This window comes from Bacillus sp. ISL-46, from assembly GCF_018613205.1.
In genome coordinates this window covers 79,114-92,528 of record NZ_JAGGQR010000027.1, presented here as the reverse complement: position 1 = coordinate 92,528, position 13,415 = coordinate 79,114, and the positions used below count along the sequence as shown (strand labels likewise).

Sequence of the window (13,415 nt, the reverse complement as noted above, 5' to 3'; positions counted from 1 at the left end):
TCGACAATCTGACACTTCCCAAAGGATGTGTTTTTTTGATTTGCTTTTTTTTACAGCATAGGATTTTTATTCTTTGCTTTGAGTCTTTGCCATCTTTTCTCAACTTCTGCTTCAAATTCTTCTAGCATTGGCTTGTTTTCATCTTTAAGTAGGTGTTTTGTTTTCCCCATATATTTTAACCAATCAGAAAGTGGAATTCGTTTGTTCTTCTCTTCTGGATTGTAAGTTATGGTTGTAACACCTTGTTCTACTTCATATAGCGGGAAGAAGCAAGAATCTACAGCAGCTTCGATAATTTTTGCACCAAAACGGTCATCAGATTTCCAGTTTAGTGGGCATGTGATGAGAAGTTTTCCATATACTGTTCCAACATTTTGTGCGTACCATTGTGCTTTTGCACCTTTTTTAACTAAGTCCTGTGGAAAGGCTTCCGAACCGGTAAACACATAAGGAATATTAGTAGCAGCCATAATTTGCGGAGTATCCTTATGGTGGAAGGCTTTTCCTCGCTGTGCTTTTCCAACTCCAGATGTACTTGTCATATGACCCAGTGGTGTTGAATAAGACATTTGTGAGCCTGTATTCATGTAGCCCTCATTATCATATTCAAGCATAATCAGTTTATGTCCGCGAAGAGCAATACCAATCGCTGAACCCATACCAATATCCATACCACCATCACCAGTAATCATAACAAATGTGGCGTCATCCGATACTTCAATTTCGCCGCGACGTTTTAATTCCATGAATGCTTCAACAGTACCTGAAAGCGTTGCGGCACCGTTTTGGAACAAATTGTGCATCATCGTTTGCTTATGGGAGGTGCTAGGATAAGATGTTGTTGTTACATAAGCGCATCCCGTTTGGAATAGAGTAACAATGTCTCCCTCAATCCCTTTAAAGAATAACTCGAGTCCAGCAAAAATTCCGCACCCTGGACATGCCCCGTGACCGGAGGCAATCCGTTTCGGTTTACCAGTTAAAGCACGTAACGGCGGGATTTTCACCTTTAATTTATTGGTTTCTTCATCCATTTTCACATCAATTAACCCTGTTTTAAAAACATCCCCGTGCTGTGGCAAAATAACAGGCTTAAGGATTTTTTCAGGATTACCTGGAATATGACCATAGTAATCAAATGGCTTTTCAGCATAGCCTTTTTCCTTTGCATCAAGTGCCATTTCAAAGAAAGCCTGTGCATCAGTTGCATAGAAATCCTTACCGCCGAGACCAAATACGCGGCTTAACACGATCGTCTTGTTGTCTTTGTCATCTTGAAGTGCAGATTTCACTTCATGTGTAAGGTTAGGACCATTTGCTCCGTAAGAATCCGCACGTTCCCCAACTAATAATGATTTTACATTCTTTAGGGCTTCACGAATTTCCTTTGCAGGGAATGGACGGATAATATTCGGGCTAATTACACCTGCTTTAATTCCTTTTGCACGAAGTTGATCCACTACATCTTTAGCAGATTCTGCCGCAGAGTTTAATAGGAATAATGCTACATCAGCATCTTCCATTTTATATAAATCTAGAACTGGATATTCTCTTCCAGAAAGCTTAGCATATTCCGCAGCCACTTCCTTAAATACCTCACCAGCATTGTACATTGCTTCTGATTGTTGGTAGTGATTGTTAATGAAATCATCACCACTCATATGAGCACCAATCGTTACTGGCTTCCTCAAGTCTCTAACAAAGTTGTAATCGGTTGGACATTCACCTACAAATTGCTGTACAACACTACGGTCCTTAAAGAATTCCACTCGACGCTTTTGGTGGGATGTAAAGAAGCCATCATAAGCAACAATAACTGGTAAGCGAACCTTTGAATGTTCGGCAATTTTAAGCGCCATAATATTCATATCATATACAGCTTGCGGTGTTTTTGCTGTTAAGATTACCCAGCCTGTATTTAATGCATAATAGAGATCCGAGTGATCGCCACGAATATCGAGCGGACCACTGACGGCACGAGTAACTAGATTCATAACCATTGGAAAACGAGTCCCTGATTGGACAGGCATTTGTTCAAGCATATATAAGAATCCATTTGCACTGGTTGCATTGATAACACGTGCACCAGTTGCCGCAGCACCGTAGCAAATACCTGCTGAACCGTGCTCACCATCGGCAGGAATCAGTTTAATATCATGCTCCCCGCGCGTTTTCATTTGATCTAAAAATTGAGCAACCTCTGTTGAAGGTGTAATTGGGAAATATCCCATAATATGATAATTGATTTGTGCTGCCGCCATAGCAGCCATTTCATTTCCAGATTCAAAAGTAGAAATTTGTTCTGCTACACCTTTTGTTGTTAATTTATCTTCTAAAATAGCCATTATTGGATTCCTCCTGCAATATAAGGAAAGTTTTGCTTTACGCGGTTATTATCTGCATACCCAAGCATTTCACGAAGATCACCGAGTGCGTCGGTTGGGCATGCTTCCACGCATTTCAGGCAGCCTTTACAGTATTGGTAATCAATACCTTGAAGGAACATTTGTTTTCTTCCACGCTTATCTTCTCCTTCTTCCCAAACGAAGCAAAAGTCAGGACAAACGTTGTCACATGCAGCACAGTGAATACATTTGTCTTGTTGGAACTCCGGAAGGAATCCTTGGCGTGAACCACTTAAATCTTTTAAAATACTATTTGCTTGAGAAACCATGACACCACCGATTTCCTGAGTCAAGTATCCAAGCTGTGGAAGTGGGCGTGTGAAGGCTTTTCCTTCAGCCCCTTCTGGCACTTCATATGTTTTAAATTGAACCTCATTATAACCGCGGTCAAAAGTGCGGATATTTGGTTCAACAAGATGCGGGTATTTCTTCGTAAACGTTTTCCGAATCACGTCTCTCATGGATTCAGGATCTAGAAAATCACAAATACGATATAATGCTCCTAGCATTGCCGTATTTACTTTAGTTTTTTCCTCTACGGCTATCTGTAGGGCATCAACAATCGCTAGTGTACCATAATCTAATTGTAAATCCGTTTTAACTTCATCAAAATCCCTTGCTGTATTTACTAAGACTATACTATCAGCATTCAAACCGCTAACAACATCAACCGTTCTATATAAGGCTTCATGGAAAACACCAACAATATGTGGTTGTTCAATTGGACTATGATCTCTAATTTCTACATCTGGTTCACAAAAGCGAATGAAACTCTTTACTGGAGACCCTTTTTTCTCAGAGCCGTAGGATGAAAAATTGGATCCTTTCAAGCCAAGACTTAAAACACCAGCCTCCGCTAACATTTTTCCAGCAAGGTTAGCTCCCAGCCCCCCAATTGATTCAAGACGGATTTCAAAAAATCCTAATTCATTTTTTTTCGGTAAAATAGACATAATGTCCCTCCCTAACTTCGTTCAATAAAATAACACGAAATAGACATAAAAATTTAACTTCCCAAAAACTATTGTAAGACAACTATTTTTATTAAGCTGTGATAAAAGTCAAACATAACGATAATTATTTTGAAACACATAAAATTTTTATTGAATAAGGGTTACCATATATGACTTTAAAGAGCTTTCATAATTATATAACAGGTGAATTTATGTTGTATAACAGATTATAAAAAAAATGATCTGCATCCATTTCAGGATACAGACCATTTCATTTGTTTAAAGATCGTTAATAACAATATAGGAAGCTTTTACTGGCCCATGGACACCAACTACTAGATTCAATTCAATATCCGCAGAGTTACTTGGTCCGGTAATAAAATTGATGCATGAAGCAACATGCCCCGTTTTCTTGTGAATCTCCCTCATCTTTTGAGCAGCTTGCGTAATCCGTGGAACTAAAGTGCTTTTCGGTACAAGTGCAATATAGGTTGCTGGTAAAAAGCTAACTGTTCTTCCTTTATTCTCATCGCTAAACAAAACCACCGTGCCGGATTCTGCAAGTGTTATTTCACTTATGGTAATCCCGACATTAGCCTTTTCCGCTTTCGCGATATTTTCTTTCCCTTTGGTGTGATTCCATTCAAATACTTCCATTTTCCGGCTAGGCCATTCTTGCTTAAATAGCGGATCCAGCCCCCACTGAGAAAAGCGCTCATCTTTCCAGGTTACAATTGGGCCGCCACCATAGCCTGAAACCACTTTGTTAAGCGTAGTTGCTAAATCTTTGCTGTCAGTTACATAGAGGTTTGTATGGATTTTCTTACATTGTTCTGTTAATACCTCTAACAAATCGTCCTGAGTAGCATCCTTTAACACCTCATATTGGGGCTGGAATTTCCAAGTCGGCCTTTCAACCGCAGAGGAAATTCGTGGGCGTTCAAGGCGGCCGGCAATTTGATTTAAAAATTTATCCCGATTTTGAATCGTCCCTACCATGATTATTTGCCTCCTTTTTCACGGTTTTTAAACCAATCTCTGAATCGCTCTTTATTTGGTGCCGGAAATTCACGAATATCTGTCCAAGCCTTTAATGGACCTGGCCCTTTTGATATTTTCTCTCCAACCGTAAACGGGTTCATTGCAGCTGGTGCCATTTTCGAACCAAGCTTGTATAAGAGTGGTGATGCTGCCCCTAAACCAAAAGCCTTCATCGCCAGTTTCTCGGAAATAGGTGCTTTTCCTTCTTTTTCGACAATGATTTCACGGTGTTTGTGGAGAAGGTTATGTAACGGTATTTTTACCGGACATACCTCAGTGCAAGCACCACATAGAGTTGATGCGTAAGGCAATTCTTTGAATTCGTCATATCCACCTAATAAAGGAGACAGGACCGCACCTATTGGGCCAGAATAGATCGAGCCGTAGGAGTGTCCGCCCACATGACGATACACTGGGCATACATTAATACAAGCAGCACAACGGATACATTGCAATACCGACTGGAATTCCCCGCCAAGAATGTTGGATCTGCCATTATCGACAATGACAAGGTGGAATTCCTCCGGACCATCCGTATCCAACGCTTCTTTTGGTCCTGTTAACACGGTAATATAACTGGTTAATTTTTGCCCTACGGCGCTTCTCGTTAATAAACTAACAAGAACTTCCATCTCTTCAAAGGTAGGGACAAGTCTTTCCATACCCATGACGGTAATTTGTGTTTTTGGTAACGCGGTAACTAAATCAGCATTTCCTTCATTCGTCACCAAACTAAAAGACCCGGTCTCTGCCACTGCAAAGTTACATCCGGTTATACCAATATCGGCTGATAGGTATTCCTTCCTAAGCATTTCACGTGCATGCCAGGCTAATTCTTCTGGTTTTGAAGTCTTCTTATAACCAAGCTTTTCAGTAAACACGTCACGAATTTGTTCTTTATTTTTATGCAGGGCGGGCACGACAATATGAGATGGCGGATCATGATCATCAACTTGAAGAATGTATTCGCCTAGATCCGTTTCAATTACCTCACAGCCTTCTTGTTCCAGCATTGCATTTAAGCTGATTTCCTCTGTTACCATTGATTTGGATTTAACAATTTTCTTTGCTTCTTTTTTCTTAACTATTTCACGAATATAATCATTAGCTTCTTCCTTGGTCTGAGCAAAAAATACATGCCCACCCCGCTTAGCTACATTTTCACTTAATTGCTCTAAGTAATAATCTAAGTGCTCTAACACATGTTGACGAATTTCTTCCCCATGTGAGCGCCACTCTTCCCAGTTTCCTAATTCTTCTGTTGCAACACGCCTTTTTACGCCCATACCGTCCTGTGCTCCTGCAACGGCACCCCGCATGAAGTCATCATGGATCCCTTTATCAACACGTTCTTTAAATTGATCCGTGCTAATCTTCATTGACATACGACCATTCCTCCACTCAAGTAAATTTATTAAGCAAGTAAATAACTATCCACGGCTATTTAATACCTCAGCAATATGCAGTACTTTGATTGGCTTTCCTACTCGATCTATCCGTCCACCGATATTCATTAAGCATGCTGCATCAGCGCCGATAAGGTATTCAGCACCGGTTTCTTCAACATGGCGAACTTTTTCATCGACCATTTGCTCTGAGATTTGTGCCATTTTAACCGAAAAAGTTCCGCCGAAACCACAGCATTGTTCCTTTCCAGGCAATTCAGTAAACTTAAGGCCTTTTACATTGCTTAATAGAATCATAGGAGCTTTTTTAACTCCTAACAATCTCGTCATGTGACAAGAGGTATGGTATGTTACACTTCCTTCAAAACGGGCACCAACATCTTCAATTTTCATGACATCTACAATAAATTGTGTAAGTTCAAATGACTTTTTCGCCAATTTTTTTGCTTTTGGTTCCCAAACAGGGTCGCCCTTAAATATGTGTGGATATTCGTGGAACATTGTGATGCAGGAACCGGATGGAGATACAATGTACTCGGCATCTATAAAAGTATCAATCATACGCTTCATTGCTTCTTTTGATTCTTTAACATAACCACTGTTATACGATGGCTGTCCACAGCATACTTGGGATTCAGGAAAATCTATTTCACATCCAAGCCTTTCCAGCAATTCTACTGTTGCTTTCCCTACATTACTTTGAAACATATCTACAATACAAGTCGCAAAAAGTGTAACCTTCATGTTTGTCTTCCTCTCCTAAATATCTGATTTTCTTCAAATCATACAGGTGAACTGGTCATCAGATGACTTGAATGAAAAATATATATTAATTAATATCTACCTTACTACAATACAAAAAAACACGCTGTAAAGAAAGTGCATTCAAAAAAAAAATTATTATTTAAAGGCTATTTTGATTTTGGCACTATGTTGATTTCCGCTCCAATCAACATAGTGCCAAAATCAACAATTAACTTTAACAGAGCTATTAAAAAAACATGCGTTCCTAATAAATTGGAGCCACATGTTTTTAATAATACTTTCGCCAAAATACTACCTAGATAAATTGGTGGATTGAAAATATTTTTGTAGTAGAGCCTCAACATTTTCTAAGTGAATAAGCATAAACTTGCTAGCTTTATCTACATCTTGCTCTTTTATTGCTTCATAAATAGCAATATGTTCATTATAAAGACGTTCTACCGTTGTTTGCTTAGAAAAAAGCCATACTCTCCTAGTTTCCTTCATTGTTTCTTCCATTAATCCAGAAACATGATTCATTAAGCTAAGCAGCAGTGGGTTCTGTGCTGCATCTGCCAAAGCAAGATGAAATTGTAAATCAGCTTTTTCACCGAGTTCCTCATCCCCATTTGCATGTTTCATTTCTTCCAATGCTCTCTCCATAGTTATGAGCTGCTGATTGGTTCTCTTTTTAGCAGCTGCAGCTGCTGTACCTATTTCAATTATCTTACGAACCTCTAATAATTGAGCTATATCCTCTTTATTCATTAACATAGCTGTTGATAGTGGAAAGGTTATTTGATCTGTTTCAAACTCATTTACAAATGTACCTTCTCCTTGCTTCATTTCAATGAGGCCCATCGCTCTTAATGAGGTTAATGCTTCGCGAATGGCAGACCTCCCCACTTGAAAATTTTCCGCCAGCTGTTGTACTGAATCAAGTTTTTCACCAGGTTTTACTTGACCCGTTCGAATCATTTCATAAATAGCTTCTGCTACTTCTTCATATATCTTCTTTGGTTTAATCTTTTTATAATTCACCCATCCAGCCCCTAACAACCATTTCGTAATTTGGACGCATCTTTATTATACAGACTTTAAAAAAATCTGCATCTAACTTCTACTCTATCCTAAAAAATATGATTCCTTAATTTGAACAATACACGAAAGCTCATGCTCAGCCTGCAAGGGCCTTTTGATTGTTTGCTTCCTATTCTTTTGGTCTAAAATAAGTTATAATAATATATTGTTTTCATTTATGTAAAGGAGTTTTTTTATGAATGTTATTTGTTCTACCTTGAATGCTAAGTATATACATACTAACTTAGCGATTCGATATTTAAAGGCTTATGCAGCACCAGAATTCAATATACAGATCAAAGAATATACAATAAAGGACCCGGTCTTAAATATCGTAACAGATCTTTATCAACTGAATCCTGAAGTCATTGGATTTAGCTGTTATATATGGAACATCGAGGAAACCATTAAGGTTGTAAATTTGATAAAAAAAGTGGATCCATCGATAATTATTGTTCTAGGAGGCCCGGAAGTAACTTATGATACCCGCGAATGGATGGAGAAGATACCTGAGGTTGACTTTATTGTTATGGGTGAAGGAGAACAAACCTTTAAACAGCTTCTAGCTGAAATCCAAAAAAACCGTAATTATAAATTAGTACCTGGTGTCGCCTTCCGTGATGATCAGCAAGTTGTCATTACTCCCCAAATGAATAAGCTAGACCTTAAGGAATTACCGTCACCCTATCGCTTCCCTGAAGATATCGCTCATTTAGGCAAAAGAGTCACCTATATTGAAACTAGTCGCGGTTGTCCATTTAGCTGCCAATTTTGTTTGTCGTCTATTGAAGTTGGTGTCCGATATTTTGATCGTGAAAAAATTAAAGACGATATACGATATTTAATGACTCATGGTGCAAAAACCATCAAATTTGTGGATCGAACCTTTAATATTAGCAGGAGCTATGCTATGGAAATGTTCCAGTTCTTAATTGATGAACATCTCCCCGGTACCGTTTTTCAGTTTGAAATCACTGCAGATATTATGCGGCCTGAAGTAATTGAATTTCTCAACCAAGAAGCACCTAAAGGACTTTTCCGCTTTGAAATCGGAGTCCAATCAACTAATGACTTTACAAATGAACTTGTGATGCGCAAACAAAATTATTCAAAACTTTGTAGAACCGTCACAATGGTGAAGGAAGGTAAAAAAATTGATCAGCATCTTGATTTAATTGCTGGTTTACCAGAAGAAGATTACGCTTCTTTTCGAAAAACGTTTAATGATGTTTTTGAGTTACGTCCGGAAGAACTACAGTTAGGTTTTTTAAAAATGCTTCGAGGAACTGGAGTCCGACTACGTGCTGCTGAACAAAAATATGTTTATATGGATCATTCTCCATATGAAATATTAAGTAATAACGTACTCTCATTTAATGATATCGTTAGAATCAAGCAAGTTGAGGATGTTTTGGAAAAGTATTGGAATGATCACCGGATGGATGAAACAGTTGAATTCTTAATAACAAATGTTTTTCCATCCCCTTTTGATTTCTTCCAACAATTTGGTTCCTACTGGGAAAAACAAGGCTGGTCCAGAATTGGTCATCAGCTTGAGGATTTATTTCGCAGACTTCATGCGTTTTTGGGCCATCAAAAGGTTAATGACCTAGATGTGATAATAGGCCTGATGAAATATGATTATCTAAAGAACCATAAATATAAACCGAGAAAACCTTGGTGGGAAGCTAGCTTTGATAAGGAAAAGAGAACACAAATTTACAAACAAATTTCTGAACACCCTTCGATGTTAGGACCATCGTTTATTGATCTAGGCCTTGATGAAAAGGACTTATATAAACATACCATGTTGGAAGAAATATCCTTCGATTTAGCATTGTATCAAACAACTGGTAAGATTAATAAACAGCCTTCCTGTGTATTAGCTTATTTTGACCCTATGAAGGGCCGTACACTAATATTTTCATTTCTTGAGAACTAACTAAAGCCGGCATTGCCGGCTTATTTCTTTTTATTGTTTTTCTTCTCTTTTTGTGAAACCTGGAGAATATCATATAATTTTGTGCCGTTAACATCGCCAAATTCAATGCTGAATTCTTCAGTCGGAATACGTGGTGGAGTTTTACGGCGGCTTTTCATTAGCTTCTTCCCTTTTTTCCTAATTTTGAATTTCGATTTTGAAACCTTATAGCATTGTTATTATCGGTAAATTCCGCAGAAAATTCACTTTCCTGAACATTTTTATGTGGTGTTTTTGTATATTTTTCTACTGCATCAAATTCTGCTTTGCGTTTAGCCATGGAATAATCCTCCCTTAAAAATTAATCTTACTACCATAGTTTTGAACAAATATAGAGTTATCATTCCTTTCCTTATTTTTCATAAATAAAATCCCATGACTCGAAGAAAATAAGAAAAAACAGGAGTGATGTAAAAATGAAAAATGCGAAAAATACAGGGTCTGCAGATCAGGTAAGCATGAATGAAACAATGCCACATCAAATTAATGCCCCAAGCTTTGAAGGTACTGGAATAAAGATGGAGCCTCCTTTTGTAAATAGACATGGTGTGACTATTGGTGATAGTATATACGCCTCTTCTAATTCACCATTAGAAACCTGGACAAAGGATACAGACCCAGCTATCATGGCTGGAGATGAATGGGTTCACCCTACAAATGATATCGGCTGGAACACAGCTGAAAATCGTGAATTATTAGAAAGTAAAAAGAAACCACAAGCTTATCCTTTTATGCATCCCACAAAAGATGTTAGTAAAGGAAGCGATTAACATTAAAGAGTCGGGACCTTCCATTAGGGCATAGGCAGAATTTAATTTCCAATACCGAAAAACATTACCACTTATAAATCACAAAAATAAATTAATAATATTTATACAGAGGTGAAATTATCTCTGTACCAAAAGAAGGAGTTGTATAAAATGGCCAATAGCAGGAACAAGTTGTTAGTGCCTGGGATTGAACAATATCTAGATCAGGTAAAATACGAAATTGCCCAAGAATTCGGTGTTAATTTAGGGTCAGATACAGTTTCAAGAGCAAACGGGTCTGTAGGTGGCGAAATTACAAAACGCCTTGTACAACAAGCTCAAGCACAACTTTCTGGACAATTTACACAAAAATAATTCAATAATATGGAAAAAAGTCCGGAATGTATATCCGGACTTTATTTATTCGTTTGATGGTAATTATATTTTCGTTGATGTTCCTGGCTAATTTTTCCCATTATGTTTTTCGTCATGTTTTTCACTATTTTTATCTTTATATTTTGGAGTATATTTTACTTGATGTTGTCCAATGTTTTTGCCATCAACTTTTTGATTGTCGTTCTCTTTATGTTTTTCGTTGACTTTTGATTTTTTATTCTGGGATGATTTTTCCCTTTGATTATTTTGTTTATTTTGCTGTGGTTGTTTCTGTTTTAGTTGATCCGCTTCGATCCTTTTTAGTTGGTCAGGTGCGATAAATTTTCCATTTAACCCTTTTTTTTCAATTTGCTTTTTATTTCCACCATTCTCTTTGTTTTGAATAGCCTTAATTTCTGTTTGTTTTTTGACCTGGCCAGGGGGAATTTTGTTAGCAGGACTTAAGGGTACAGCTTTCCTATCAATTTTTCCGCCCTTATCTTTTGTCTTCACATTTTGATTAATAGAATCCTGAATTTTGTTTTCCTTGTATTTTCCAGTTGTGATACCAAGCTTATGAGCTTTTTTCCATTCGTTTTCCGTAGCTTTTAAAACTGTAATTTCTAACTTTTGTTTGTTCACTGTCGCCTTGATCTCATCAATATTCTCTTGAAGCTTTTTATCAATCTTACCTTCAGATTCTTTTGTCCGAACCGTAGAAATAATAATGTTTTCCTTAGTATTCAAGTAGCCTTCTTTTTTCATTTCAGCCAAAATAGTTTGTGCTACTTTAGAAACATCCTCTTTTTTCCATTTATTCAATTGGGAAATAATCTTTTTCCCTTCTTTGTTATAACCAGTTATCTCTACAACCTGCATTTTTTTATTTATACTTAACTCAATACTTGGATTTACATCGATGGACATATAGGCATATGCCTTATTATTTTGATACATGGGAAAAAACGAACCAAGGAAGATAAATAATGCTGCCGTTAGCACCCAAACTGGTTTTAATTTAAAAACATTTTTTAATGTATTAAAATGATTCGTAGTATTACCACTTTCAATCGGAAAAAAGTGTATTTCTTCACCAATTGCATATGGCTGATTTTGTCTCTTGGCATGCAAAAATTCACCTTCAGGGGTTAAAAGCGTTAGGAATGCATCATCTATTTCCATTACAACTCCCTTTTTCATGTTTCAAGCACCCCCTTTATATAATCTTTCATAAAGATATAATCACCCGCTAAAATAAGTGCAATGGCAATAATATATTTCCTGTTTCGTTCAATCGTCTTTCTGCTGACATCTACCATTTTTTCTAATTGCTTAATTGGAAGACGCTTGTTCGTAAATAACAATTCTTTTAACTCCTGATCTTCTACTAACATTTTAGCTATTAAAATTGCATTTTTTCGGGCGTCGAAGTGCTTAGGTGAATTCTCAACTAAGTCACTGAAACTTAAATCAAAGGTAGTTAATAATTTTTGAAAGTGAAGGATTTCATCTTTCCTTAATTGATCATCATTCTTTTTATTGTAGTCATCAAGTGAGAGTTCGTTAACAATGATTGTTCCTGCTGATTCTTCGTCTTTGGTATCATTGGTTAAATCAAAACTTAGGTGTTGATTTTTTGACTGTTTACGGATATAGTCAATAACTCTTCTTTTGATTATGACTTCGGAAAAACTCAATAAAGAACTTCCGCGCTCAGTTGAGTATTTCTCAATCGCTTCGTTAAATGCGATGAGACCAATGCTAAATTCATCATCGGTTTCATAGATATATCGTCTACATACTGAAGACACTGTTTTTGCAATAAATGGCTTATAAGCACTGATAATTTCGTCAAGTAGGTATTGCTCACCTTGTTGAATTAAGAGAACGGTTTCTTCCAAAGTTCTTTTTTTCTTTTTGGCCATAAACAATAAACTTAGCATTTGCTCACCTCTATTCGACCAATTATAACATACGACTGTTATATTTGACTTTATGGGGTTAAGCATTTAGAAAAAGATAGCCCAAAGAATGCCTATCATTTCCTGTTTATTGTTTAGACGATTATTGCCTTTTTCTTTTTACTACATAGTTACGTTTCTTCTGAATCCGTTTGTGGGGGTTATAATAAAAAAATTTTTCCCAATAAAAAACTTCAAACCAGATATATCCTGATTTGAAGCTTTTTATTCGATCATTTTTTTCGAAGCTTAAATGACATTAAAAATTTAAACGAAAAACCAATCAGCAGCCCAGGAATTAAAAACAACATCGGTAAAAATACAGGGCCTGGGTGAACTTTTAGAATCGTGACTTTAGGTGACAGCATTAAACCCACAGTGACGAAGTAAGCACCGAAGACAAATGGTAAAAATGTGTATTTTTCCTCTTCAGGCATGGCAGAACGATAACCATCCCACATGGAAAACATATAAACACATGGATAAAACATAAGCCATTGATAGTTAAGAACCGCCCCTGCTTTGTCAATTTCTCCTAAGAAGCTGTACATAATCGCCGTATTAAAGCGACTATTGGCATTTATCATTACTTCTAATGCAACGAACAATATTCCTTTGATATATTGACCCATTAACAATTGACTAAAACCAGGAAAAGCAATATTCCATAAAACAGCTTCGAGTTTGCTCATCTTTTTCATTGTACAATCCCGCTTCTCA

General features: G+C 37.0%; 14 protein-coding genes. 3 read left to right on the top strand and 11 right to left on the bottom strand.

Features of this window, described 5'->3' with window-relative positions:
- Positions 1–50 precede the first annotated feature (50 nt).
- The 6 genes from J7E67_RS15480 to J7E67_RS15455 all read right to left on the bottom strand — a co-directional run bounded on the left by J7E67_RS15480 (position 51) and on the right by J7E67_RS15455 (position 7,590).
- Complete coding sequence (locus tag J7E67_RS15480; protein ID WP_214732302.1) at positions 51–2,345, bottom strand: thiamine pyrophosphate-dependent enzyme; 2,295 nt, start codon at positions 2,343–2,345, stop codon at positions 51–53.
- Positions 2,345–3,358, bottom strand: coding sequence for a 2-oxoacid:acceptor oxidoreductase family protein (locus J7E67_RS15475; RefSeq protein ID WP_214732301.1), 1,014 nt, complete (start codon positions 3,356–3,358; stop codon positions 2,345–2,347). Before J7E67_RS15475 ends, J7E67_RS15480 begins: the two co-directional genes overlap by 1 nt.
- A 279-nt stretch (positions 3,359–3,637) precedes the next feature.
- Positions 3,638–4,357 (bottom strand): LutC/YkgG family protein, encoded by a 720-nt coding sequence (locus tag J7E67_RS15470; protein ID WP_251026795.1) that lies wholly within the window; start codon positions 4,355–4,357, stop codon positions 3,638–3,640.
- Positions 4,358–4,359: 2 nt separating this feature from the next.
- The gene (locus J7E67_RS15465; protein WP_214732300.1) at positions 4,360–5,784 is read right to left on the bottom strand and encodes a LutB/LldF family L-lactate oxidation iron-sulfur protein; all 1,425 of its coding nucleotides are present in this window, start codon (positions 5,782–5,784) and stop codon (positions 4,360–4,362) included.
- A gap of 45 nt (positions 5,785–5,829) precedes the next feature.
- Positions 5,830–6,549 carry a (Fe-S)-binding protein gene (locus J7E67_RS15460; RefSeq protein ID WP_214714718.1) on the bottom strand — a complete coding sequence of 240 codons (720 nt, stop codon included), beginning with the start codon at positions 6,547–6,549 and terminating at the stop codon, positions 5,830–5,832.
- Positions 6,550–6,861: 312 nt separating this feature from the next.
- Positions 6,862–7,590, bottom strand: coding sequence for a FadR/GntR family transcriptional regulator (locus J7E67_RS15455; protein WP_214732299.1), 729 nt, complete (start codon positions 7,588–7,590; stop codon positions 6,862–6,864).
- A 235-nt stretch (positions 7,591–7,825) separates the two neighbouring features.
- Here J7E67_RS15455 and J7E67_RS15450 point away from each other — a divergent pair, with 235 nt between their 5' ends.
- Positions 7,826–9,571, top strand: a complete 1,746-nt coding sequence (locus J7E67_RS15450; RefSeq protein WP_214732298.1) for a B12-binding domain-containing radical SAM protein — start codon at positions 7,826–7,828, stop codon at positions 9,569–9,571.
- A 20-nt stretch (positions 9,572–9,591) separates the two neighbouring features.
- Here the strand turns inward: J7E67_RS15450 and J7E67_RS15445 are convergent, their stop codons facing one another.
- Entirely contained in the window at positions 9,592–9,729 is a 138-nt protein-coding gene (locus J7E67_RS15445) for a hypothetical protein (RefSeq protein WP_168242602.1), read from the bottom strand.
- Complete coding sequence (locus J7E67_RS15440; RefSeq protein WP_166257651.1) at positions 9,729–9,890, bottom strand: hypothetical protein; 162 nt, start codon at positions 9,888–9,890, stop codon at positions 9,729–9,731. The genes J7E67_RS15445 and J7E67_RS15440 overlap by 1 nt, the downstream gene beginning before the upstream one ends.
- Positions 9,891–10,026: 136 nt before the next feature.
- Here J7E67_RS15440 and J7E67_RS15435 point away from each other — a divergent pair, with 136 nt between their 5' ends.
- Complete coding sequence (locus J7E67_RS15435; protein ID WP_214714725.1) at positions 10,027–10,380, top strand: DUF3905 domain-containing protein; 354 nt, start codon at positions 10,027–10,029, stop codon at positions 10,378–10,380.
- Positions 10,381–10,530: 150 nt separating this feature from the next.
- A complete protein-coding gene (locus tag J7E67_RS15430) occupies positions 10,531–10,734 on the top strand; it encodes an alpha/beta-type small acid-soluble spore protein (RefSeq protein ID WP_214714727.1) in 204 nt (67 codons plus the stop codon).
- A gap of 87 nt (positions 10,735–10,821) precedes the next feature.
- Here the strand turns inward: J7E67_RS15430 and J7E67_RS15425 are convergent, their stop codons facing one another.
- The 3 genes from J7E67_RS15425 to J7E67_RS15415 all read right to left on the bottom strand — a co-directional run bounded on the left by J7E67_RS15425 (position 10,822) and on the right by J7E67_RS15415 (position 13,396).
- Complete coding sequence (locus J7E67_RS15425) at positions 10,822–11,934, bottom strand: anti-sigma factor domain-containing protein (RefSeq protein WP_214732297.1); 1,113 nt, start codon at positions 11,932–11,934, stop codon at positions 10,822–10,824.
- The gene (gene sigI, locus J7E67_RS15420) at positions 11,931–12,677 is read right to left on the bottom strand and encodes an RNA polymerase sigma factor SigI (RefSeq protein ID WP_214732296.1); all 747 of its coding nucleotides are present in this window, start codon (positions 12,675–12,677) and stop codon (positions 11,931–11,933) included. The genes J7E67_RS15425 and sigI overlap by 4 nt, the downstream gene beginning before the upstream one ends.
- 251 nt (positions 12,678–12,928) lie before the next feature.
- Positions 12,929–13,396, bottom strand: coding sequence for a hypothetical protein (locus J7E67_RS15415; protein ID WP_214732295.1), 468 nt, complete (start codon positions 13,394–13,396; stop codon positions 12,929–12,931).
- Positions 13,397–13,415 lie beyond the last annotated feature (19 nt).

What these genes read in the sequence shown, in the direction of transcription:
- J7E67_RS15480 (WP_214732302.1), bottom strand. Translation starts at nt 2,345, where the DNA reads ATGGCTATTTTAGAAGATAAATTAACAACAAAAGGTGTAGCAGAACAA.
- J7E67_RS15475 (WP_214732301.1), bottom strand. Translation starts at nt 3,358, where the DNA reads ATGTCTATTTTACCGAAAAAAAATGAATTAGGATTTTTTGAAATCCGT.
- J7E67_RS15470 (WP_251026795.1), bottom strand. Translation starts at nt 4,357, where the DNA reads ATGGTAGGGACGATTCAAAATCGGGATAAATTTTTAAATCAAATTGCC.
- J7E67_RS15465 (WP_214732300.1), bottom strand. Translation starts at nt 5,784, where the DNA reads ATGTCAATGAAGATTAGCACGGATCAATTTAAAGAACGTGTTGATAAA.
- J7E67_RS15460 (WP_214714718.1), bottom strand. Translation starts at nt 6,549, where the DNA reads ATGAAGGTTACACTTTTTGCGACTTGTATTGTAGATATGTTTCAAAGT.
- J7E67_RS15450 (WP_214732298.1), top strand. Translation starts at nt 7,826, where the DNA reads ATGAATGTTATTTGTTCTACCTTGAATGCTAAGTATATACATACTAAC.
- J7E67_RS15445 (WP_168242602.1), bottom strand. Translation starts at nt 9,729, where the DNA reads ATGAAAAGCCGCCGTAAAACTCCACCACGTATTCCGACTGAAGAATTC.
- J7E67_RS15440 (WP_166257651.1), bottom strand. Translation starts at nt 9,890, where the DNA reads ATGGCTAAACGCAAAGCAGAATTTGATGCAGTAGAAAAATATACAAAA.
- J7E67_RS15435 (WP_214714725.1), top strand. Translation starts at nt 10,027, where the DNA reads ATGAAAAATGCGAAAAATACAGGGTCTGCAGATCAGGTAAGCATGAAT.
- J7E67_RS15430 (WP_214714727.1), top strand. Translation starts at nt 10,531, where the DNA reads ATGGCCAATAGCAGGAACAAGTTGTTAGTGCCTGGGATTGAACAATAT.
- J7E67_RS15425 (WP_214732297.1), bottom strand. Translation starts at nt 11,934, where the DNA reads ATGAAAAAGGGAGTTGTAATGGAAATAGATGATGCATTCCTAACGCTT.
- sigI (WP_214732296.1), bottom strand. Translation starts at nt 12,677, where the DNA reads ATGCTAAGTTTATTGTTTATGGCCAAAAAGAAAAAAAGAACTTTGGAA.
- J7E67_RS15415 (WP_214732295.1), bottom strand. Translation starts at nt 13,396, where the DNA reads ATGAAAAAGATGAGCAAACTCGAAGCTGTTTTATGGAATATTGCTTTT.